We start from the raw sequence: 20,311 nt of genomic DNA on the forward strand, positions 1-20,311 counted from the left end.
ACGCACTGGCGGCGAGTGTCTCGCACCTCGAACTTGGCGAGTAGGTTCTCTGAAGCCGCCTCGATGCAATCTCAGGAACGCTTGACCATTACCACAATGTCTTCCTTTTCGCGATGCTCGAGAACGGCAGCTCTCGGTTGATCCCACCTTTTGGCGAGACCTGCGCGGATGGCAGATTCCGACCAACTTAAGACATTCAACGTCCATAGATAAGCGTCGGCTTTTGCTGAAAACCGCCGAACGCCGGTCGCTGGGATTCGCCGCGGAGTTTTGCGGTGCGGCAGCACCGCTCCAAGGGGTGGCGCGAAACGCGCCGGCTCGCCTGCAGGGGAGGGCCGTACCCTCCTATTTGAAAAACGGCATCGAGGTTGCGCAGGCGATCCGTCCATGCTCTGATTTTGCTATGCCCGACCCTGTTCCCGCCCCGATGCATGACCAGGCTGCGCTCGCCGGCGCGATCGCGGGCGGCACATTCGGCCAATTTCTGCGCGACGCCCATCTCGCGCTCGAGGAGCCCGGTTGGGACGTGTTCGTCGCCGACGCCGTCGCAGCCCACGAGGCTGGCACGATCGACCTGCTGGCCGCCTTCATGGCAATGCCCGCGGGCCGGCTCGGCTACGCCCCGCAGCTTTTCCTCGAAAAGATCATTCCCCAGCTCAGCATCGACTTGCCGCCGCTGGTCGCGCTCTATGAGACCTTGGTCGCGCGCACCGAAAATGACGGCGGCGCTTATCATCTCCTAACCGGCATTGGGGGCTGGGCAAGCCAGGACCCCGCTCGACCGAAGGCGATGATTGCAGCGGTCACCACCGGTACCTCGCCACTGGCGATGCTGCGGGTCGCGCTTGTGACCGGGTTGCGCAGCGACCGCACCCATTTCCTTGGATTAGCGCTGGACATGGCCGCCAGGGGCGATCCGGCGATCAAGGACACCGCGATCCAGGTGCTCGGCGGGTTCGATGGATTCGCCGCCCCCGAGCTCAAGCGCGTCGTCGCGGTGCTCGAGGCGGCACTCGCCAGCGCGACCGGCGCCGCGACCGCCGCCCCGTTGCGTAGCCTGCTGTCGATCGCCAAGCGGGCGCCGGCCAGTGATGAGGTCGGGGTGCGGGCGCTGGCAACCATCGCCCCGCGCACCGACGCCGCCGTCCGTGAGACGATCGCGAACGAGCTGATGTTTGCCACCGCCAAAGTATCGCTCAAGCTCGCCTCGGCGGCGTTCGAGCTGCTCGCCGCGACGGAAGCCGACGAGATCGGAACTCTCAACCTGATCGACCATATCGTCGCGCAGCATCTGAGCGGCGCGCTCAATGTCCCGGCTCACCGGCTGCTCGACGGGTTGCTCGAGCGCCGGGTCGCGACGATGAAGCGCTTCGACGAGACAGCCCACAAGCTGCTGACTGGCGATGCGACGGTACGTGCGGCGACCATCACGCGCTGGTTGACCGCCGAGAAACTGACGATGTTTCTTGCGGTCCGCGACATCTGCTCGGGGTTCGGCGAAGACGCGCCCCGCTTCGATCTCGACCTCAGCATGGTCGACAAGCAGGCCGCCGAGCGCATCGCCCGGCGCTGCTCGGCGCTGCTCCTGGTGTTCCCCGAAACGATCGCCTCGATTCTGGCAAGCCTGCTGCTTACGGGTCCGCTATCGGCGTTCCCCTTGATCGAGCGGCTGCTGTTCGATCCGCTGCTGATCAACTACTGGACCGGGCCGCGCACCTATCTCGAGGGCCGGGTCGCGAGCGCCCCGCCGCCGATGGCCGCGGCGCTAACTCGCGTGTTCGCGCGCCACGATGCGTACAAGGCCGGGATCGAGGCAGCAAAGGAAATTGCCGAACTCGCGCCGTCGCAGCATCACCGTTTTCTGGTCGCGACCAAGAAGCGAGATGAGCAGCGTGCGATCGGCAAGGCGGCGCAGAAACAGTCCATTTTCGCCGAGATCGTGCCGATGTCGCTGATGCTCTACGGCGACGCGGCAATTTATGACGTGCACATTGAGCCCGGCAAGACTGTCCGCACCGAATCGCAGATGCAGAGCCAAGAGCTGTTCCACGAGCTGCCGCGGGTCGATGTGATCGATCCGTTCGGCTCTTGGTATTTTCGCGAGCAGCTGCTGCGCGACGAGCGCGACGAATGATTCCGATCGTCCGCGAGTTCTTCCGAGGGTTGCGCGAGCGCGGCGAGCTCGATGTGATTATCCCCGAACTCTTGACCGCGATGAGCTATGAGGTGCTGTCGCGACCGATGGTCGGCACCCGCCAGTATGGCGCCGACGTCGCGGCGATCGGCACCGACGACGACGGGGTGCGCAAGCTGTTCCTTTTCGTCATCAAGAAGGGCGACCTCAATCGAGACGAGTGGGACATCTCGCCGCAGGCGGTTCGTCCATCGCTCAACGAAGTCCGCGACGCTTATCTTTCGGGCGTCGCGCCAGCGCACAAGAAACTGCCGGTGATCGTGGTCATCACGATCGGCGGGGTCGTCGCCGAGAATATTCAGCGGCTGGTCAATGGTTATATGGAGGCCGAAACCAAGGGAAATATCGAGTTCCGGCTTTGGTCGGGCGACACAATGACTGGCAAGGTCGCGGATGGGGCGCTGCGCGAGGAGGTGTTCCCGCCCGAGCTAAGGAGTTTCCTGCGCCGCGCGGCCGCCCTGGTCGAGGAACCCGACGCCGCCTTCCAGCAGTTCGCGCAGCTCGTGCTCGCCGTCATCGCCGACGACAAGCAGGACGCGGTGTCGCGCGTCCGCGTCCTCTATCTCGCGCTCTGGATCCTTACAGTGTGGGCACGCGAGGGCGGCAACCTCGAGAGCGCCTATCGCGCCAGCGAGCTGGTGACGTTGCGCGCTTGGGCACTCCTCGCGCCAGCGATCGCCAAGGACCGCAGCCGGAAGCAGAGTGCGAGCCACAGCCTGTTCGAGGTGGTCCAGCTCCACCTGACGATCTGGGACGAAATCTATGGCAAGAAGGTGCTGCCACATGCGGCGAGCCGGCATGCGCTCAGCTATGCCGCGTGGTCGCAGGAGTCGCTCGATATCAACCTGGCGCTGTTCAAGACGATAGGCCGGATCGCGCTCGGCGGGCTGTGGCTGGCCTGGCTCTCGGGCGCCGCCAGGGCCGCGCCCCTCCCCGTTGACCGGGCCGATCCGCGGGTCGAGGGGATCGCGATCGCGCTTGCCAACATGATCGCGGCCAACCCGACGCTCTACACCCCGGCGCTTGAAGACCAGGGCATCGACATCACCCTGGCCCTCATGCTCATGACGATAGTGCCGGCGACCCGCGAGCGCGCTGCGCATTGGGTGTCGCAGACGGCGCGGGCGATCATCATCAGCTATCGCAACAACACTCGCTTTCCGGTGGTCGAGATGGACTACGCGACGCTAATCCGGCTCCGGCCCCGCCCCGATGAGGATCTGCGCAAGGAGCTGACGGCGGCCAGCATCATCCAGCCGCTGCTCGGCGCGTTCGCGCACGCGTTCGGCAGCACGAAAGTGCTCGGCGAACTCGACGCGTTTCAACGCGACCACCTCGCGCACGCCAATTACCAGACCTGGGTGCCGAACGCGCGCAGCGAGGAGCGGTTGTGGACTGGCCGGCGCAACGGCTCGGCGCTCGGCAGCCTTGCGATCGGGGCCGACGGCGAACTGCTGATCACCGCGCTCGGCCGCGAGATCGACGAGAATACCGCTTATGGCGCACTGTCGGCGGTCAAGCTTGACCATTGGCCGGTGCTGCTACTGGCCTCCGCGTTCTACCGCGTCCCGCCGCCGCCGCAGCTTTGGCTGCCCCTGCTTGAGGCACTCGGCGCGATCGACCCCGATGATACCGGCGACTGGGAACAAGCTCCGCCGACATCGATGGGCGGGCGCCCGCGCGTCCGCCGCGTCCTCCAGCGCTCGGTGTCGTTGCTGGCGGTGATCGCCGCAACCCCCCTGCTGGGGGCGATTGGAACCGAAGATGGCAGCGCCGACGACGACGCCCCCCCGATGCCGATGAGAGTTAGAGAGCGGCTGCGACTGCGGACTGGTCATTCTACCTCGCCTTGGTTGAAATGCGCGCAGAGAGTGGAAGCACCGCGGTTCTCGGCGCGGCTAAATGTCAGGTCGCAGCAATCGAGGATCGATTGCTCGGTAAATTCGGCGATGCGGTTGGGCAGGATCACGTACTATGCTGCGGCGGCAAGCCGGGCGACGAGGCAATGAAGTAGGTGCGCATGATGATTCAAAGGCCATCAGCCGAGGCCACGGTGCGCTGAACCGTGGGACCGATGCTGATCTTTGATAAGTCGTTCCTTCAAAGTCTGTCGGTGGATGAATCCGTGATCCTCGACCAGATGTTCAGCTGCGTCATCACGCCGCTGTTCTTCGTTGAGACGATGGCGGACCTTACGAAGGAGACGGCTCGGGGACGGACGGCGGAGCAGGTCGTTGGCGGTCTCGCCGAGAGAACCCCGGTCGCCCATAGCTACGTCAACACTTACCATCAGCAGGTGATACTGGATGACCTGCTCGGACAGCGCGCCGAGGAGCTTGACCATCGGCCCGTGGTCGCCGGAGGCATCCCCGTTCGGGTCGAGGGAAAGGCAGGCGTCGTTTACCGCAAGTCGCCCGAGCGCGAGGCGTTCGACCGGTGGCAGGCTGGACGGTTCCTCGATGTCGAGCGCGCGTTCGCGCAACAGTGGCGCGGAAACCTTGATCAGATCGACCTGCCTGCGATAGCCAAGGCCTACCAATCCATGATGCGGAAGGAGGATCGACCGAAATCCCACGATGCCGCTCGGGACCTCGCCCGAAGGTGATCGACGCCGGAGGTCAGAACTATAGGTCGCTCGTTATGGCGCACAGCCTGCTTGGCATGCCAAAGCAAGCGCTTCCGTTGATGGTGCGGAACTGGAAGGCGTCCGGCTCGCCACCGCTGAGGCAATATGCGCCATTCGCCGCGCATTGCCTGGAAGTGGACCTCTTCTTCGAGCTTTGCCTCTCAAACGGCCTGATCTCGGATCAGAGACCGAGCAACCGAGTCGACATCAGCTACCTCTACTATCTGCCGTTCGCGGACATATTCGTCTCGGGCGACAAGCTGCACCGCGCATCGGCGCCGCTCTTCATGGACGATTGCCAGCGGTTCGTCTGGGGACCTGACCTGAAGGCCGACCTCTCGGTGTTGAATGCCCACTTCGCCGGGTTGCCGGACGAGGAAAAGGCGAAGGGCCTCTTCACCCTGGCGAGCAGTCCGCCGGTCGACCACCAAGGTGCGGTCGCAAGCCTTTACGACATGAGGATGCCGGGGTGGCGTAAACCGAGTAAGCGTGTTCAGCAGGCCGCCTTGCGGCATCGTCGATAGCCGGGATGCTTGCCGCCTTTGACGAGGGCGGTGGCGGTGCAGGAAGTTTCGGGTTCTACGACCAGTCATACGAGCACTCGTATGACTGGTCGCATGGAAATAGTCGGCCGTGTGTCCGGGCGGCGGCGATGGTCGGCCGCAGAGAAGCTGGAAATCCTGGCGGAGGCATTCCGGCCTGGGGCCAGGGTCTGCGATGTGATCGCCCGGCGCGAGGTGTCGAGCAGCCTGATCTACACGTGGCGCAAGCAACTGCGCGAAGGCAGGCTGGCCGGGGCTGCAGCGTCACTGCCGGTGTTCGCTGAGGTTCGGCTCGCCGAGCCGGTGGTGCCGGCGTCGCCGCCGGTGCCGTGTTCGTCTGGGCGCATCGATATCGCGTTGCCCGGCGGTGTTCGGATCAGTGTCGACGGCGGGGTGGATGCAGATGCGCTGGCACGGGTGTTGTCGGTGCTGCGGTGAGCCCGGCGCCGTTGCCGACGCGGGTATATCTCGCGTGTGGCGTGACCGACATGCGCAAGGGCTTCGACGGCCTGGCGGTGCTGGTGCAGCAGGTGCTGGCGGAAAACCCGCATTCGGGCGCGCTCTTCGCGTTTCGGGGCAAGCGTGGGCATCTGGTCAAGCTGCTGTGGTTCGACGGGCAAGGCCTGTGCCTGTTTTCGAAGCGCCTCGACCGGGGCCGCTTCGTCTGGCCGGTGACGGCGAGCGGCACGGTGGTGCTGACGCCAGCGCAATTGTCGATGCTGCTGGAGGGCATCGACTGGCGCCGCCCGGAGCGCACCTGCACGCCGACGCTGGCGGGCTGAAACGGGCGGTTTTGCGTCCTTTTGCTCGCCTGAGCTCCCTCGATCTGCTAGGAAATCCGGGTGTCGGAAGCGCCCGTTTCCCCTGCTGATGCCACCGCGCGGATCGCCGCGCTGGAGGCGTTGCTCGCCCGGGCCAATGCCGCGCTTGCCGCCCGCGATCTGCTCATCGACAGCTTGCGCGGGCAGATCGCCCGGCTGCGGCGGATGCAGTTCGGGGCCTCGTCCGAAAAGCTGGGCCGCGAGATCGAGCAGCTCGAACTGGCGCTGGAAGAGCTGGAAGCCGAGCGCGACGCGGCGCCGGTAGAGGCGCGCCCGTCGGAGGCGACGGCGCGGCCGGCGCCGGTCCGCAGCCTGCCGGCGCACCTGCCGCGCGAGGAGGTCGTCCACGAACCGGCCTCGGGTGCCTGCACCTGCCCGGATTGCGGCGGCGCGCTGCGCCGGCTGGGCATGGACGCGCATGAGATTCTCGACGTGGTGCCGGTGCGTTGGCAGGTGGTGCGCAACGTCCGCCCAAAATATAGCTGCCGGGTCTGCGACAAGATCGTCCAGGCACCCGCGCCGGCCAGCGCCGTCGCGCGCGGCAAGGCCAGCTTCGCCACGCTCGCGCATGTCGTGGTGTCGAAGTTCGAGCACCACCTGCCGCTGTACCGTCAGGCGGAAATGATGGCGGCACAGGGGCTCGACATCGATCGCTCGACGCTGGCCGGCTGGGCCGGACAGGCCGCAGCGTTGCTCGATCCGGTCGTCGCCCGCATCCGCGACGCAGTCCTGCACGCCGACAAGATCCATGCCGACGACACCCCGGTGCCGGTGCTCGACCCCGGCCGCGGCAAGACCGCGACCGGGCGGCTATGGGTGTACGCGGCCGACGACCAGGCCTCGGGCAGCACGGCGCCGCGTGCGACCTGGTATCGCTTCACGCCGGACCGCACCGCCGCGCACCCGCTGGCGCATCTCGCCGGCTTTCGCGGTTTCCTCCAGGCCGACGCCTATGCCGGCTATGACGAACTGTATCGGGCCGGGGCCACCGAAGTGGCCTGTTGGGCACATTTCCGGCGCAAGATCTTCGACCTGCACGAACGCACCGCCACGCCGTTGACCACCGACATCCTGGAGCGGATCGGCGCGCTCTACGCCGTCGAGGCTGAGGTGCGCGGCCAGCCGCCGGATATCCGGCACCGGGCACGGCAGGAAAGAAGCAAACCGCTGGTCGAGGCCTTGCGCGACGTGCTCGACACCGCGCTGCGCCGCCTGTCGCCCAAATCCGACATGGCGAAGGCAATTGCCTATGGCACCAAGCGCTGGCCGGCGCTGTCGCGCTTCCTGGGCGATGGCCGACTGGAGATCGACAACAACATTGCCGAGCGCGCGCTGCGGGGCGTCGCCATTGGCCGCCGCAACCGGCTTTTCGCCGGCTCGCGCGTGGGCGGAGAACGTGCCGCCGCCATCTACACCGTCATCCAAACCTGCAAGGCCAATGACGTCGACCCGCAGGCCTATATCGCGGACGTCATTGCCAAAATCGCCAGCGACTGGCCGGCTAGCCGCTGGGACGAACTTCTCCCGTGGAACTGGAACCAGCCAGCCGATCAGCCAACCGCGCAAGCCGCATAATCTGCGGCCTCCAAACCACGCTTACTAAACTGAAATCTCCAACACCGAAGATGACTGCCGAACAGGAGGCGGAAATCATCGAAAGGTCCCGGCGCCTTACCGACGCGGCTGAGCGCGGCGGGCATCGGCCTATCGATGACCATGAGGGCGTCGAGCACATGATAATCCAGCGTTTCATCTCGAAGCAGCGGGGCGGCTGGCGGATGTTCTCGGCGGAGACGGAGGCGAACAGCGACGCAGAGCGGGCCCGCGAACGGAGCCACTCGCAACAATCCGCCGCTGATGGCGACGATGTGAAGGTTTAGCGGCCCCGCGGTCGGCTTAGGCCATGGCCGATGGGCATCGATCGCACCCGCCAAGAGCATTCGTTCGAACCGACGCGCATGAGACGCTATGACCTTGACGGCCCAGCTTCAGTCGTAACGCCGCGTCGCGCGGACAAGCACCGAACGTCGGCGTCCGACAAGAGCGGACGCTCAACCTGGGGCGTCGGTACGACGGGTTTGTCCCACTCCCGGTCCTTGGCGAGGTGGATCTGCGGGCCGTTCGCCGGGGTCGGCTTTTGGGTTGATCAATCGCCTTGCTGGCCGTCTGAGAGTAGTTGCGCAGCTGGGTGCCCCCTCCCCTGCCGGCGCGTCGGGACCTACTGCGAACCAAGCTCGCGCCATGTCCGCTTCTGGAACGCCCTCAAGCGCCTCCTAGCGGCTGAAAGTGTGCGCGCAGCTGGCTGCGGGCCGCCCTTTTGCCGTGCCGACCGCGCGAACCCTGTTGCCAACGTTACTGCTCCCCGAACTGACCCATAAAGCTGAACGGCGGGTAACGGCCGGCTCGCAACTGCGAGACTCAAGCAGAAGCGGTTCGTCAGGGCGCAGGTTGGGAGTCCTCCGCCTCGAGGCCTTCGACATTGACTAGAACGCGTTGAAGGAGCGACACCAGCGTCGCGATCTCGTCTGATGACAGGCCCCTGGTCATGTCGGCATTGCCTTGTCGCAGGACCGCGCGGCCGGCGGGCAGGCGATCCCGCGCCTGCGCGGTCAGTGACACCAGGCTTGCACGGCGGTCGCGCGGGTCGGCGCGGCGCTCGATCATGCCTTCTCGCTCCATGCGCGCGAGCATCTGCGCCATGCTGGGCTGCTCGACCTTGGCCCAGCGTGCAAGCTCGGTCTGGGACATCGCCTCGCCGTCCTTAAGAGCCGCAAGCACCGGGAGCTGCGCCGTCGCGAAGCCGAGCGGGCGCAGCCGGGCGTCGCCAATGCGCGTGAGAGCGCGCGCGATGCGGCTGAAATAATGGCCCGGATGGCGGAGCGGATCCCAATCGTCATCGGCCATTGCATAGGCTCCTATGTTTCTCTAATATAGGTTCCTATGTATCGGGAGATTGACATGACGGCAATGACGCGGATCGCAATCATCGGCGGCGGCCCCGGCGGGCTGATGCTGGCGCGGCTGCTGCAGCTGCGAGGCCTCTCACCAGTAGTGTTCGAGCGCGACGGCCATGCCGGCGAGCGGCCGCAGGGTGGATCCCTGGACCTGCACGGCGATACTGGCCAGCGGGCGATGCGGCTGGCGGCGCTGGAAGCCGAGTTCGCCGCGGCGGCCCGGCCGGAAGACCAGGGCGACCGACTCTACGATTCGGGCGGCGTACTGCTGTTCGATCGGGCCGGCGAGGGCGACGACCGCCCCGAGATCGACCGCTCGGCGCTGCGCGAAATCCTGCTGGCGTCGCTCGCGCCGGACACGGTGCGATGGGGCAGCCGGGTGACGTCGATCGAGCCTGACGGCAGCGGTTTTCGCATTGCGGAGGAGCGGTTCGAGATAGTTGTGGGCGCCGACGGCGCCTGGTCGCGGGTGCGGCCGCTGCTGAGCGAGGCCGCGCCGCGCTATGAAGGCCTCGCCTTTGCCGAACTAGGCTTCGAAACCGCCATGCATCCCGATATCGCGGCGCTGACCGGGCGGGGCAAGATGTTCGCGGTCGGCGAGAACCGGGCGCTGATCACCCAGCTTAATGGGCATGGGCACATCCGCGGCTATGCGGGACTGCGCGCGCCCGAGGCCGTAGCGCAGCATTGGGCCAGCCTGGAACCGGAGCCATTACGGGCGGCGCTACTCGAGGTGTTCGAGGGCTGGGCGCCGGCGCTGCTGCGGGTGATCGAGACGGGAACGATCATCGGGCCGCGGCCGCTCTATGCGCTGCCGATTGGGCACCGCTGGACGAGCCGACCGGGCGTGACGCTGATCGGGGATGCCGCCCACCTGATGTCGCCCTTCGCCGGCGAAGGCGTGAACCTGGCGCTGGCCGATGCCGCGGACCTGGCAGAGGCACTTGCATCGGGCGGGGGCTGGGCGGCGATTGCGGCCCATGAAGCTGCGATGGCGGCGCGGGCGGCGGTGGCGGCGGAGAGATCGGCGGCGGGGCTGCGCGCGGTGTTCTCGGCGGCAGGCAGCGCGCCGGTGCTCTACCATTATCGTGAGCGGCTGGGCGCCGACGTGTGAGGGCTGAACAACGGCTTTTCGCGGCAAACGCCTGAACGGGTGAAAACGGGATGGCAGCCTCTGCTGATTCCGCTCCAATAGGGGAACGGCAGTTAGCCACCCACTTTCAGTCGCCGGCAGGGATCCTCGGCCTCCGCACGTCCGCGTCCGCTTAAGAGGTAGATCGACCTCCTGACTGGAAAATGGGCGCGCAGCTGCCGATCTAGGGCAGGCCCGAGACCGATCTGATGCCTGGCGATCACCCGTCCCTGGGCGCTCGCACAGTTGCGGAATGCTCTGGAATGAATCTGGCCTTCGGCACTTTCACGTGAGATGCACCCGCGTTTGCGGCAGGCGGACGACGATCGAACACGGCGGCCATTCAGCCCGCGCGCGTATACAGGGCCAGCTTTAGGGCGGGATCATCGTTCACCTGGAATGTGGCGTAGACAAACGGCGTCTCCTCCCCGCCTGCCGGTCGGAGCATCTTCATGCCTGATGAGGGCGTCGCCACACGATAGGACGACCACCAGTCCCGAAACTCCGCAGAAGCCGCTTGCAGGGCCGACACTATCTCCTCGAACAGCGGGTCGCCCCAGTACTGATCGTATGTCGCCCGGAACATCGCGATGATGCGTTGGGCTTCCTTCATCCAGCCCTCTCCGAACAGCGCACGCGCTGCGGAACTTGCCATCATCCAGCGCAAGATGTTGCGTTCCGCCTCAGCCATTCCGGAGAAGCCGAAGAGCTCGTCGGCCGGTACGTTCCAGCACAGCACATCCATGCGAGCGCCCGTGACATAGGCTGGCTCGTTCAGACTGCGAACGATGGTCTGGACGATCTCCGGTACCGTTTCGCGAAGAAAGTAGGGCGCAGCTTGCGCCACCGCGAGTCTGCGCAGGTGCGCTGTTTCGTTGTCGTCGAGCATGAGTGCTCTTGCGAGCGCGGCGATGGTCTCGCTAGAGGCCGATACTTCACGCCCCTGTTCGAGCTTGACGTACCATTCACAGCTGATCCCAGCGCGTTCCGCGACCTCTTCGCGCCGCAAGCCTGGGGTTCGACGTCGGCGTGCAGAAGATACGCCCATTGCCGCTGGATCGAGCCGGTGTCGACGCGATCGCAGAAAATCGGCCAATGGCTTGTTGGCGGTCACACATCCTCCAGAGGTGGTACTGAGCGATACTAGGATAAGGCTAGGTCTTCTTGATCTAGCGCAGGCGGCATAGCTCGGCTCCGTCAGAACGACAATGGAGATAAGCGATGCCAATGGTCTACGTCCAAATGCATGAGGGCAAAGATGCGGCTTACAAAAAAGCCATTTCTGAGGGCATTCATGTCGCAATGATGGATGTTTTGGGCGTTCCCGATGACACCTGGGATCAGTTCTTCAACGAGCATAAGCCGGGTAACATGGTCTACGACCCGCACTATTTTGGCATCGAGCGCAGCCCAGAGATGCTGTTCATTCACTTCTTCTTCAACACGCGACCCAAGGAAATGAAGGACCGGTTCTTCGAAAAGGTGGCCGACGAGATAACGGAGCGCACCGGCCTCCGCCGCGAAGATCTGCTGATGGCGATCACCGAGGTACCCTGGGAGAATTGGTGGGCCTATGGCCGAACGGTCGATCCGAAGACGGGCTTCGACACGCGTATGAAGGGACAGGGCTGATGAGCTCCGAGCGCATGGGCGGTCGGCTGTCGCTGCTTGCGCCAGCAGGCCTGCGAGCTGACGCGCGCCGGCTTTATGATCGTTTGCTGGAAGGGCGATTGCGTTCAAACGCACCTTTCACCAGCAGGAGCGACACAGGCGAATTGATCGGCCCGTTCAACGCCATGCTCTATGCACCTGCGATCGCCGACGGCTTCATCACCTTCCATGAGGCAGAGGAGCATGCGACGCCGCTTTCGGCAAGGGTCCGCGAGATCGTCATTCTCTCTGTCGGAGCGGTTTGGGGATCGGCGTACGAGATCTACGCACACCGCGCAGTGGCGGCGCAGGTTGGACTTTCACGCGACGCCGTCGCGGCGCTTGTTGTCGGCGAGGCTAGCACTGGGATTACCGCGGAGGAACAGGCCGCGCAGCGTTTCACGCTCGAACTATCGCGTGACCGGACCGTCAGCGATGCAACCTACGCGGAAGCAGAGCAGGCTTTCGGGCGTGCAGGGCTTGTAGCGCTGGCGTTTTTGGCAGCAGCGTACAGCGCGACTTGCGTGATGCTCAATGCTTTCGCTGTACCAGCGCCCCCGGTTGATGGATCGAGCAATTGCCTCCCGCGAGAGAGGTAACGCGCCAGGGCCGGCGATACGAGCAGGTGATAAGCTTGATGGTGGAATCCGCGGCTGTCTCCGCAAAGGGACGGGCTCTCGCTACCTAGGCGTCAGATCAAGCTAAAGTGCCGGCGAGGCCGTGACTTTTATCACCCCCGTCCCGCCTCGGGGAGGGTCGGAGGTTGAAAAAACTTGGAACGAGGAAAAATGCTACGATACAGGGTCAGTCGCTCATTAGCGCCGTTCTTTATTGGGATTGGTTTGGGGCCATCGCTCGGCAGCCTGCCGTTCCAGCCTGCAGACGCGCAAACCGCGGGCAACTGCGGGCAGCTATGTCAGACCGCGGGGGCCGGATCGCACAAGCCCTTTCGGGGTGAAATCAACCTCGATGTGGACGCGACGGACACTCGCCACGGCATCATCGCGACACATGAAGTGATCCCGGTGCAGGAAGCAGGGGATATCGTCCTGCTCTACCCCGAGTGGGAGACTGCAAGCCACGCGCCGACCGTTCCGACCGCCTCGCTCACTGGGCTGTTCGTGAGCGTGGACGGCAGCCGGGTCGAATGGCGCCGCGATCCGCTCGACGTCCACGCTTTTCACGTTCCCGTGCCGCACGGGGCGCACGCTATAAGCGTCGATCTGCAGTATCTTGCTGATCGCGGATCGATGCGGGATGATATGCTATCGGTGCCGTGGGAGCGGGCTCTGCTGTATCCCGCCGGCTGGTCTGCCGATGCGATCCCGGTGAGCGCCAGCCTGCATCTGCCTGCCGGCCTCGCTGCGTTCACCTCGCTCGATCGGACGTCGTCAGAGGCGGGCGTTCTGCGCTTTGCGACAAACTCGCTCGATCGGCTTATCGACTCTCCTGTTCTCGCCGCGCGTTATGCCCGCAGCGTGACGCTCTCCGGGGACAATCGATCGCCGATCAACCTCGATATCCTGGCCAGCGATTCGACCGGCTTGGAGGTCAGCAAGGATGAGACGAAGCGGATGCGCGCGCTCGTTGAGCAGACGAGCCTTGTATTCGGCGAGCCTCCGTTCCGGCATTACGATGCAATCGTCATGCTCGACGACGAGATGGGACCCGGAGGAACCGAGCACCTTGAGGAGGGCGAGAACAACTTGCCGGCTCGATATTTCATCGAGCCGGGCAAGCAGCTCGGCAATCGCGACCTCATTGCCCATGAGCTGATCCACGCCTGGAACGGTCGCTTTCGGCAGCCGGCCGATCTCTGGAAGTCGACGTTCAACCAGCCTGTCAGCGGTAGCCTGCTATGGGTGTATGAAGGCCAGAGCGAGTTCTGGGGTCGTGTGTTGGCAGCGCGTTCCGGATTGCGAACCAAGCAGGAAACCCTGGACAGATTGGCGTTGGACGCAGCGAAGGTCGCGAACCGGCCGGGGCGCTCGTGGAAATCCCTCGCCGACAGCACCAATGACGCCGTCTACATGGCCGGCCACCATGTTGGCTGGCGCGACTGGCAGCGCCGGGAAGACTATTATCCTGAAGGGGTGCTGTTGTGGCTCGACGTGGATGCGCGCATCCGCGAGCTAAGCGGCGGTCGCCGCGGGCTGGACGACTTCGCAGCCCTGTTCTTCCGGGCGGACCGCCCCTTCGGGACGGTCAGCACCTACACGTTCGAAGATGTCTGCCAAGGTCTCGACCAGGTCGCGCCCGACGATTGGTCCGGCTTTCTGAATCGACACCTGACATCCCATGAGGATGCGGATGCCATGGCCGGACTCGCCCGCGCGGGCTGGCGGCTCATTTACAAAGCTGAGCCCACCGAGACTTTCCGTCAGGATGAAGCGGAGAATGGCGGCCTCGACTTGAGTTATTCGATCGGCGCAGCATTTGACAATGAGGGGCGAGTGACCAGCGTTGCTTGGGATGGCCCCGCGTTCAAGGCGGGCCTCATGCCGGGCATGCGCATCGCAAAGGTCGCCTCCGACCCGTTCTCGCGTGACGCCCTCATACTCGCGCTCTCCCGGACACCACAGGTCCCTTTGACCCTTACTTTAGCGGGGGTTACCGGTGGACAGCAGCTTGAGATCGGCTACCGCGGTGGATTGCGATACCCTCGGCTCGAAAGGATCTTTGGGACGGACGACCGCCTAACGCCGCTTCTGACAGCACGCCAACATAACCCTAGGCCAGCGCAGTCGCACATGCGACCGGCGCGCCGATCGAGCCTCAGTCCATTTGAGTCGTCGATGGCGCGAAGGTGATGATCTTGGTGATCCTGCCTGTTCGATCGACGGTGGTTCAAGCCGAAGCTGTGGTTCATTTCTCAAGGTGAATATCTTGCTCAAGATCCGCCATCAGGACATGCCTCGATCGCGGTCGATCAATGGTCGCCAGCGCACCACTAGACGATAAGGGAGCCTCATGCGAACCTTAGATTATGCAATGCGGCTGCCTTGGCTCATCGGACTAGTCGTCATCCAGATTTGGGCCGCGCACGCGCTAGCATTTTTCCCGCACGAATATGCACATTCGGTCGTCGCGTGGTTGCTTGGCTGGAAGGCCAATCCTCTCGATCTCGACTACGCGCAGCCCACTCCGATCGTTTTCCTATTCCAGCTCGGCATCAATCAGAAAGTGGACGAGGCGCCCATCTTCGCGAGCGGGCATGGCGTCGATGCCGCACTCATCGCCGCTGCCGGTATGGTAATCGGCAACGCAATCGTCTCTCTTGGGCTGGCACGGTTGGGTTGGCGTCACGCCATATCCAATGGGCGGCGCGGATGGGCAATGCTGGCCTACTGGGTCACCGCGGCAAGCGTCGGGAACCTTCTGTCTTACGTGCCGCTTCGCGTGTTCGTGGCGGATGGCGACATGTTCTCCGTAGTGCGCGGCTTCGACGTCTCGCCGTGGCTGGTCCTGGTCGTGCTTGGCATTCCAACGCTGGTCGCGCTCATCTGGTTCGTGGTCCGAATTGCGCCTAGCAGCCTGCGGAAGCTCTGGCCTGACGACGCGGGTGCAAGGATCGCGGCTGCGCTGTTCACCGGCGCATTCGTCTTCGGCTTCTATGGCTTGGGTGGTCTGCTAGAGGATGACGCCACCGCCCACCTCATGGGGCAAATCTGCATTTTTGCCCTCGCCCCGGTGGTAGCGATGCTCGAAGTTGCGCTAGCGGTGCGTAGCCCTCGATCGCATGATCAGGCGCACTGATCCAATAGTAGCACTTGCTCCCCGAGCGGGCGTTCTGTCCCCTTCACACTTCCATCGGCCGATCACACGAATTGAGAGCTCGCTTTTTGCGTCCGCTTTCAGGATGGTTGATCGGCCGCCTGAATGTCTGGAATTGGGCGCGCAGCTGCCAACAGCTGTAAAGTTGGAGAAAATGCGACACGTTAGCCTTCTTCGTTATCGACCCTTATGCAAAGTCTAGACAATGCACTCACCAGGGAGATTGGAATGAGCACCAGCACGACGGCAGATGATATCAGATCTGAACGAGCGGAATTGCACTTCCTCGCCGCTCTGGTTGAGGAGCTGATGCGCAAGATGCACGTCGCTGGGGTGCTCAGCCAAGCGGAGCTAAATGAAATCGAGCAAGCGGTTGCGCAGCGCCTTGGAGGTACGCCACGAGCTTGGTGAAACGGCCGGCGCGTTATTGGAATAGTGCCGGTCCAGCGCCGGCTAGGCGGGCCACAGCCTCGGCCGTGCTTGAGACGTCATCGAACGGAAAGCAGAGGCGGGACTAAGCTAGCGCATCATTGCCGCGGCTGTCCCGGCAAATTAATTTCCAGGCAGCTAAGCTGATGTCCTGCTTTAGCCTCTATATGGTAAACGAAGCGCTAACGCCGGATTTGCCGATGATGAATTTCATACCCGTCACTTTCCGCGAGGAGCGCCCTTTCCAAGACCTCAGCATGAACCGCGTCATGGATGAACTGCGGCATATCGAAGTTTGCCCCATGTGCGGACAAGCGGTAGACCGCCGTGACGACCGTGCCGTGATGTACCATTTGCCGCTGGGCCATAAGCCGGTGCCCCGCCACTGAGTTGCTTCTCGGGCAATGTTCAAAAACCTCTCCAAGCGCAGAATTTGCAGGTCACAGCCGTGGCCCGATACGCGATTCCACCTAAAGTGGCGTTTACCGTTTCGTTAACTGGTTAACGGCATTTTTCCCTGGCGACGGGACGTCACGACGTTCCACCGCAAACCAGGGGAAGATCATGACGTCCAAGACCACGCTTGCGCTCGAAGCGGCAGTTGCAGTTATCCTCGAGAACCGTCCCAAGGACGGTGCAACGTCGACCAACCGGCAGCGTGTGAATGTGGACCGCGCTCATGCGCAGATCATGAAGCTCATCGCACCCCGCGTTCGCCACTTCGTGCGGCAGTACGGGCTCATCAATTATTTCGAAGATGCTGAACAGTGCTGCGCCATCGCCGTGCATCGTGCGGTCGAAGCGTATGAGCCGGAGAAGGCGCAGTTCACGACGTTTGTGAACTGGCAGATCCGAGGCGAGCTCCAGAGCCTACGTTTCCGCGTGATGACCGATCAGCGGCCGTCCGCGAAGAGGGTTGCCGCCACGACGGTCTCTCTCAACGCCATCCTGGACAGTGACGGCGAGATGGGTTCGTTCCTGGACGCCCTCGAGGATGAGTTTGCCGTCGAGGCAACGGAGTCTGCCGCCTCGGACTATCTGGCGGACGGAGCGAAGTCGTCTCTAATCGATGCCTATGTCGATCACCTGCGCAAGGTCGGGATGGAGGCACTCGCCCGCCGCCCGTTGCCCAAGCGTGAGGAGACCGCGCTTCGCAAGGCGCTGCCGCGCCTCCGCGTGAACGGCGTTGCCGCTGCAGACGTCGAGAAGCTGGAAGCGACGATCGCGCGTGAGCGAGAGATCCTCGAGGGTCGCCTTTTCAGTGGTGCGAGCCTCGAGCAACTCGCAGCTGAGACGGGTGTGACCGCAGAACGCGTTCGGCAAATCACCAAGCGCGCTACCAAGGCGATCGCCGGCATCGCTGCCGCAGACTCCCGCTTCACCGTCATGGCTGAGGCTGGCCGGCCTGCGTCCAAGCGCCCCCAGGTTCGCGCAAACAAGGCATCTATCCTTCTCGACGTAGCTCTTCCGCACAATCGCCTGTCGTGCGTTGTGGCCGTGGATCAGTTCCGACCGGAGGAGCAGTCCGCCGTAAAAGCTTCCGCTGCACTGGTGCAGTGACTGCTCATCCACGCTGACACCGCTGCCCGAAAATACAAGTTATATTTTCGAAGCCAGGTTCGCTCTTGTGACTCGGCTCTAATTGCTTTGAGCGTCGCCGTAAGTCCGCTCCGGCGAGACATGCCAGCGGTTACCGTAACGCCGCTGCGAGACAATTAGTGCATGGGTCGAGAGCATGCCTCAAGCACCGTTAAGGCGGCTTCACGAATGACGAGCCATGCTTCCATCTGCTCGATGTTTCCTTGAGGCTGCGTTTCGAGAATCTTCCCGCCCAAGAACAGGTGAACGGCGTCGCCAAATTGCTCAATGAGCTCTTCGGCGATCAGAAACGCCCTCATCTCTTCCTCGGCAGTCACGGACACTTCTCTCGTAACGGCCATACGCCCGGGGTTTCTGTTTCGTTTATCTCAGGACAGCTCGGTTGCAAACGCCGTTTGTGCCAGCTTCTCTCGCTTGCGAGTGTTCGCTTCCAGGCATGCCTTGGTGAGTTGAACGATCGAAATCTGGCGCATCAACGCCATCCGCTTGACCTCGGTAGCGCGACACGCCATCTCGAACACGTCGCCAGCGCATTAACCATCTTTTGGGGCTTGGATGAGGCCTCCGCTCAATGAACTTGAGGCTACTGGAAAGCCCACGACATCTCAGGGGTGCAGCCGGCGAAACGCAAGAGATTTCAGAACGATCTTGGCTGCCACCTAGGCTTCAGGTGGCCTGGCAAGCGAAGGGCCCAGGGGTGTCTACCTGGGCCCTTTTGCCTTAGTACTTCACAATGGAAGCACCTTCAAATCCACTTCCGGTGCTCTCTGCCCAAATAAGGGCCAAAAGCACCGGAAAAGATGCAATAGGCTCAGGCCGCCTGAACGGACCGGCGAGAATTGTTCGAACGACGGCGGCGGAGCGTCATGCCCGCAGCGCCAATGCCGCCGATCATGAGACCCCACGAGGCGGGCTCGGGAACGGCCGACGGATCGAAGGTCGCGTTGCTGCCATAGGACCCTAGGCCGCGCGAAACGCCGGTGATGGTGATCGTGTTCAGCACGCCGGCCTTAACCATTGCGTCCGTGAGAGCGAAGGCCTCGCTAGCTCCGCAGCTGCCGACGCCGCGGGTAGAGCAGACGTTGCCGCCGAGGTCGAACAGCGTGCTGGCCGCAGTGATGCCGTTGAAGACGACCGAGGTGATGTCGAGGTCAGTGAACTTCAGGAAGCCCGTCTTGGTCACGCTGGTCGTGACAGATCCGCTTCCGGTGCCGTCCTGGCCGAGCGTGAACTGGAAGATGTCGGTGAAAGCGCCCTTGGCGATGCCGGTGTGACCGAACGTTGCAGCGACCGGACCGGAGAACGGATCGCCCGAAACAACAAAAGTCGTGCCCTTCGGCTGCGAGCTCGGGGTGATGATCGTGGTTGCAGCCTGGGCTGCGGTCGTGCCAAGAAGGCCCGCCGAAATGGCGGCAACGGCCGCGAGATAGCGCTTCATACAGTAGACTCCCTGAAAAGGTTACCAAGCCGTTAACGATATTCGGCCGGAGGGCCGAACGCCTAGCCAAGTGCTTGGTTCCATTCAGCAAAAATGCGATCAAGCGAGGCACACTGCCTTAACCGCCCGGCGATAAACTAGGCCATTCCGCAAATTTGAAATTTTGGCCGCGTTTTCAGAACGCTACGGCCGGAATGTGGGCAACCCTTAGCGCAAACGTTAGGCCGTCGCGGTACGCCGTAGCTCGGGTCGAGAGCAAAAATGACGGGGTTATCATGACATTGGAAGCAGTGAATGCGGCTGCCGGAGGCACGTCAGCAGCCGTTGGATCCCTAGCGGCAGAGTGTTTGCATGAAACGCCGCCTGGGACCGCTGCCGGCTTCGGTATCCGGATTGCATCAAATCGACAGCACCGCTCCGAAGCTGCAGACCTTCTGAACAGAATGTATGGATGGCGGGGTTATGGCTGCGATCATCAAATTCCTGAGGGAGCGCGTTGCACTACATTCCTCGCCGCATCCGACGAAGCGCTGGTAGGCACACTTACCCTGACGGTCGACGGCGGTGCGGGCCTTGCTGCTGATCGTACCTTCGGGGATGTCCTAGACACGTTTCGTGCTGCCCCAGGCGCCAGCATTTGTGAGCTGACGAAATTCGCTTTCGACGCGTCCACCCCTGCTCGGCCCCGCTTGGCGCACCTGTTTCATGCCGTGCTGATCTACGGATCGGCCAAGCACCGCTGCACGGACCTCTTCATCGAGGTGAATCCGCGGCATCGAAGCTTCTACGAAGCGATGCTCGGCTTTCGTCCTGTGGGGAACGCTCGAACGAATGAAAGTGTGCAGGCGCCTTCGCATCTACTTTGGCTCAGCGTAGAGACCATAAGGGCGAACATCGCCAGCCACAGGCAAGCGACCAAGAGCAGCTCGCGCTCGCTCTACCCGTATTTCCTCCGAGAAGTCGACGAAGCAGCGATGGCCACGGCGTTCCACGACCTCAACGTTGCTCGTACCGATTACCCTCAACCCACAGGGCAGGCATGAAGCCAGCCGACGCGGCCACGGGTCGCGGAATGGATATTCACCGGCTGACCTGAAGCGTGGGCATTTTTCCTGAAGGCGTAAAAGAGCCCGCCGGCTGCGGAGCATGGCG

General features: G+C 63.4%; 22 protein-coding genes. 17 read left to right on the forward strand and 5 right to left on the reverse strand.

What is annotated here, in order from left to right; all coding sequences use genetic code 11:
* The first annotated feature begins 403 nt into the window (after nucleotides 1–403).
* The 8 genes from RT655_RS19320 (at nucleotide 404) to RT655_RS19355 (ending at nucleotide 8,063) form a co-directional block, all read left to right on the forward strand.
* Nucleotides 404–2,134: a hypothetical protein gene (locus RT655_RS19320; RefSeq protein ID WP_313540243.1), complete on the forward strand. Its 1,731-nt coding sequence runs from the start codon at nucleotides 404–406 to the stop codon at nucleotides 2,132–2,134.
* A complete protein-coding gene (locus tag RT655_RS19325) occupies nucleotides 2,131–4,203 on the forward strand; it encodes a hypothetical protein (RefSeq protein ID WP_313540246.1) in 2,073 nt (690 codons plus the stop codon). The genes RT655_RS19320 and RT655_RS19325 overlap by 4 nt, the downstream gene beginning before the upstream one ends.
* A 65-nt stretch (nucleotides 4,204–4,268) precedes the next feature.
* Nucleotides 4,269–4,799, forward strand: coding sequence for a hypothetical protein (locus RT655_RS19330; RefSeq protein WP_313540249.1), 531 nt, complete (start codon nucleotides 4,269–4,271; stop codon nucleotides 4,797–4,799).
* 35 nt (nucleotides 4,800–4,834) lie between these two features.
* Nucleotides 4,835–5,344 (forward strand): hypothetical protein, encoded by a 510-nt coding sequence (locus RT655_RS19335; protein WP_313540252.1) that lies wholly within the window; start codon nucleotides 4,835–4,837, stop codon nucleotides 5,342–5,344.
* Between the two features lie 93 nt (nucleotides 5,345–5,437).
* The gene (gene tnpA, locus RT655_RS19340; protein WP_313540255.1) at nucleotides 5,438–5,800 is read left to right on the forward strand and encodes an IS66-like element accessory protein TnpA; all 363 of its coding nucleotides are present in this window, start codon (nucleotides 5,438–5,440) and stop codon (nucleotides 5,798–5,800) included.
* Nucleotides 5,797–6,144, forward strand: a complete 348-nt coding sequence (gene tnpB / locus RT655_RS19345; RefSeq protein WP_066724043.1) for an IS66 family insertion sequence element accessory protein TnpB — start codon at nucleotides 5,797–5,799, stop codon at nucleotides 6,142–6,144. Before tnpA ends, tnpB begins: the two co-directional genes overlap by 4 nt.
* 60 nt (nucleotides 6,145–6,204) lie before the next feature.
* The gene (tnpC, locus tag RT655_RS19350; RefSeq protein ID WP_409530301.1) at nucleotides 6,205–7,758 is read left to right on the forward strand and encodes an IS66 family transposase; all 1,554 of its coding nucleotides are present in this window, start codon (nucleotides 6,205–6,207) and stop codon (nucleotides 7,756–7,758) included.
* 50 nt (nucleotides 7,759–7,808) lie between these two features.
* Nucleotides 7,809–8,063, forward strand: coding sequence for a hypothetical protein (locus RT655_RS19355; protein ID WP_313540261.1), 255 nt, complete (start codon nucleotides 7,809–7,811; stop codon nucleotides 8,061–8,063).
* Between the two features lie 556 nt (nucleotides 8,064–8,619).
* Here RT655_RS19355 and RT655_RS19360 read toward each other — a convergent pair.
* Nucleotides 8,620–9,087, reverse strand: coding sequence for a MarR family winged helix-turn-helix transcriptional regulator (locus RT655_RS19360; protein WP_313540264.1), 468 nt, complete (start codon nucleotides 9,085–9,087; stop codon nucleotides 8,620–8,622).
* A gap of 54 nt (nucleotides 9,088–9,141) precedes the next feature.
* On the opposite strand from RT655_RS19360, the gene RT655_RS19365 reads away from it, so the two are divergent.
* Nucleotides 9,142–10,251 (forward strand): FAD-dependent monooxygenase, encoded by a 1,110-nt coding sequence (locus RT655_RS19365; protein ID WP_313540267.1) that lies wholly within the window; start codon nucleotides 9,142–9,144, stop codon nucleotides 10,249–10,251.
* Nucleotides 10,252–10,612: 361 nt separating this feature from the next.
* Here RT655_RS19365 and RT655_RS19370 read toward each other — a convergent pair whose 3' ends face one another.
* On the reverse strand, nucleotides 10,613–11,383 hold the full coding sequence (locus tag RT655_RS19370) for a helix-turn-helix transcriptional regulator (protein ID WP_313540270.1): 771 nt from the start codon (nucleotides 11,381–11,383) through the stop codon (nucleotides 10,613–10,615).
* 107 nt (nucleotides 11,384–11,490) lie between these two features.
* Here RT655_RS19370 and RT655_RS19375 point away from each other — a divergent pair, with 107 nt between their 5' ends.
* From RT655_RS19375 to RT655_RS19405, 7 genes are all read left to right on the forward strand, one after another.
* The gene (locus RT655_RS19375) at nucleotides 11,491–11,901 is read left to right on the forward strand and encodes a tautomerase family protein (RefSeq protein WP_313540273.1); all 411 of its coding nucleotides are present in this window, start codon (nucleotides 11,491–11,493) and stop codon (nucleotides 11,899–11,901) included.
* A complete protein-coding gene (locus RT655_RS19380) occupies nucleotides 11,901–12,518 on the forward strand; it encodes a carboxymuconolactone decarboxylase family protein (protein ID WP_313540276.1) in 618 nt (205 codons plus the stop codon). Before RT655_RS19375 ends, RT655_RS19380 begins: the two co-directional genes overlap by 1 nt.
* Before the next feature lie 243 nt (nucleotides 12,519–12,761).
* Complete coding sequence (locus tag RT655_RS19385; RefSeq protein WP_313540279.1) at nucleotides 12,762–14,729, forward strand: peptidase M61; 1,968 nt, start codon at nucleotides 12,762–12,764, stop codon at nucleotides 14,727–14,729.
* 160 nt (nucleotides 14,730–14,889) lie between these two features.
* Entirely contained in the window at nucleotides 14,890–15,675 is a 786-nt protein-coding gene (locus RT655_RS19390) for a hypothetical protein (protein ID WP_313540282.1), read from the forward strand.
* 246 nt (nucleotides 15,676–15,921) lie between these two features.
* Entirely contained in the window at nucleotides 15,922–16,104 is a 183-nt protein-coding gene (locus tag RT655_RS19395) for a hypothetical protein (protein ID WP_313540285.1), read from the forward strand.
* A 185-nt stretch (nucleotides 16,105–16,289) separates the two neighbouring features.
* On the forward strand, nucleotides 16,290–16,511 hold the full coding sequence (locus RT655_RS19400; RefSeq protein WP_313540288.1) for a hypothetical protein: 222 nt from the start codon (nucleotides 16,290–16,292) through the stop codon (nucleotides 16,509–16,511).
* 175 nt (nucleotides 16,512–16,686) lie between these two features.
* Nucleotides 16,687–17,682, forward strand: coding sequence for a sigma-70 family RNA polymerase sigma factor (locus RT655_RS19405; protein ID WP_313540291.1), 996 nt, complete (start codon nucleotides 16,687–16,689; stop codon nucleotides 17,680–17,682).
* Between the two features lie 155 nt (nucleotides 17,683–17,837).
* Here RT655_RS19405 and RT655_RS19410 read toward each other — a convergent pair whose 3' ends face one another.
* The 3 genes from RT655_RS19410 to RT655_RS19420 form a co-directional block, all read right to left on the reverse strand.
* Entirely contained in the window at nucleotides 17,838–18,038 is a 201-nt protein-coding gene (locus RT655_RS19410) for a hypothetical protein (protein ID WP_313540294.1), read from the reverse strand.
* Nucleotides 18,039–18,089: 51 nt separating this feature from the next.
* Nucleotides 18,090–18,242, reverse strand: coding sequence for a hypothetical protein (locus RT655_RS19415; protein WP_313540296.1), 153 nt, complete (start codon nucleotides 18,240–18,242; stop codon nucleotides 18,090–18,092).
* Nucleotides 18,243–18,532: 290 nt separating this feature from the next.
* Nucleotides 18,533–19,159: an FxDxF family PEP-CTERM protein gene (locus RT655_RS19420; protein WP_313540299.1), complete on the reverse strand. Its 627-nt coding sequence runs from the start codon at nucleotides 19,157–19,159 to the stop codon at nucleotides 18,533–18,535.
* A 275-nt stretch (nucleotides 19,160–19,434) separates the two neighbouring features.
* On the opposite strand from RT655_RS19420, the gene RT655_RS19425 reads away from it, so the two are divergent.
* On the forward strand, nucleotides 19,435–20,202 hold the full coding sequence (locus RT655_RS19425; RefSeq protein WP_313540302.1) for an N-acyl amino acid synthase FeeM domain-containing protein: 768 nt from the start codon (nucleotides 19,435–19,437) through the stop codon (nucleotides 20,200–20,202).
* The last annotated feature ends 109 nt before the right edge of the window (nucleotides 20,203–20,311 follow it).

It is taken from the genome of Sphingomonas sp. (genome assembly GCF_032114135.1).
In the GTDB taxonomy this organism is placed as follows: domain Bacteria; phylum Pseudomonadota; class Alphaproteobacteria; order Sphingomonadales; family Sphingomonadaceae; genus Sphingomonas.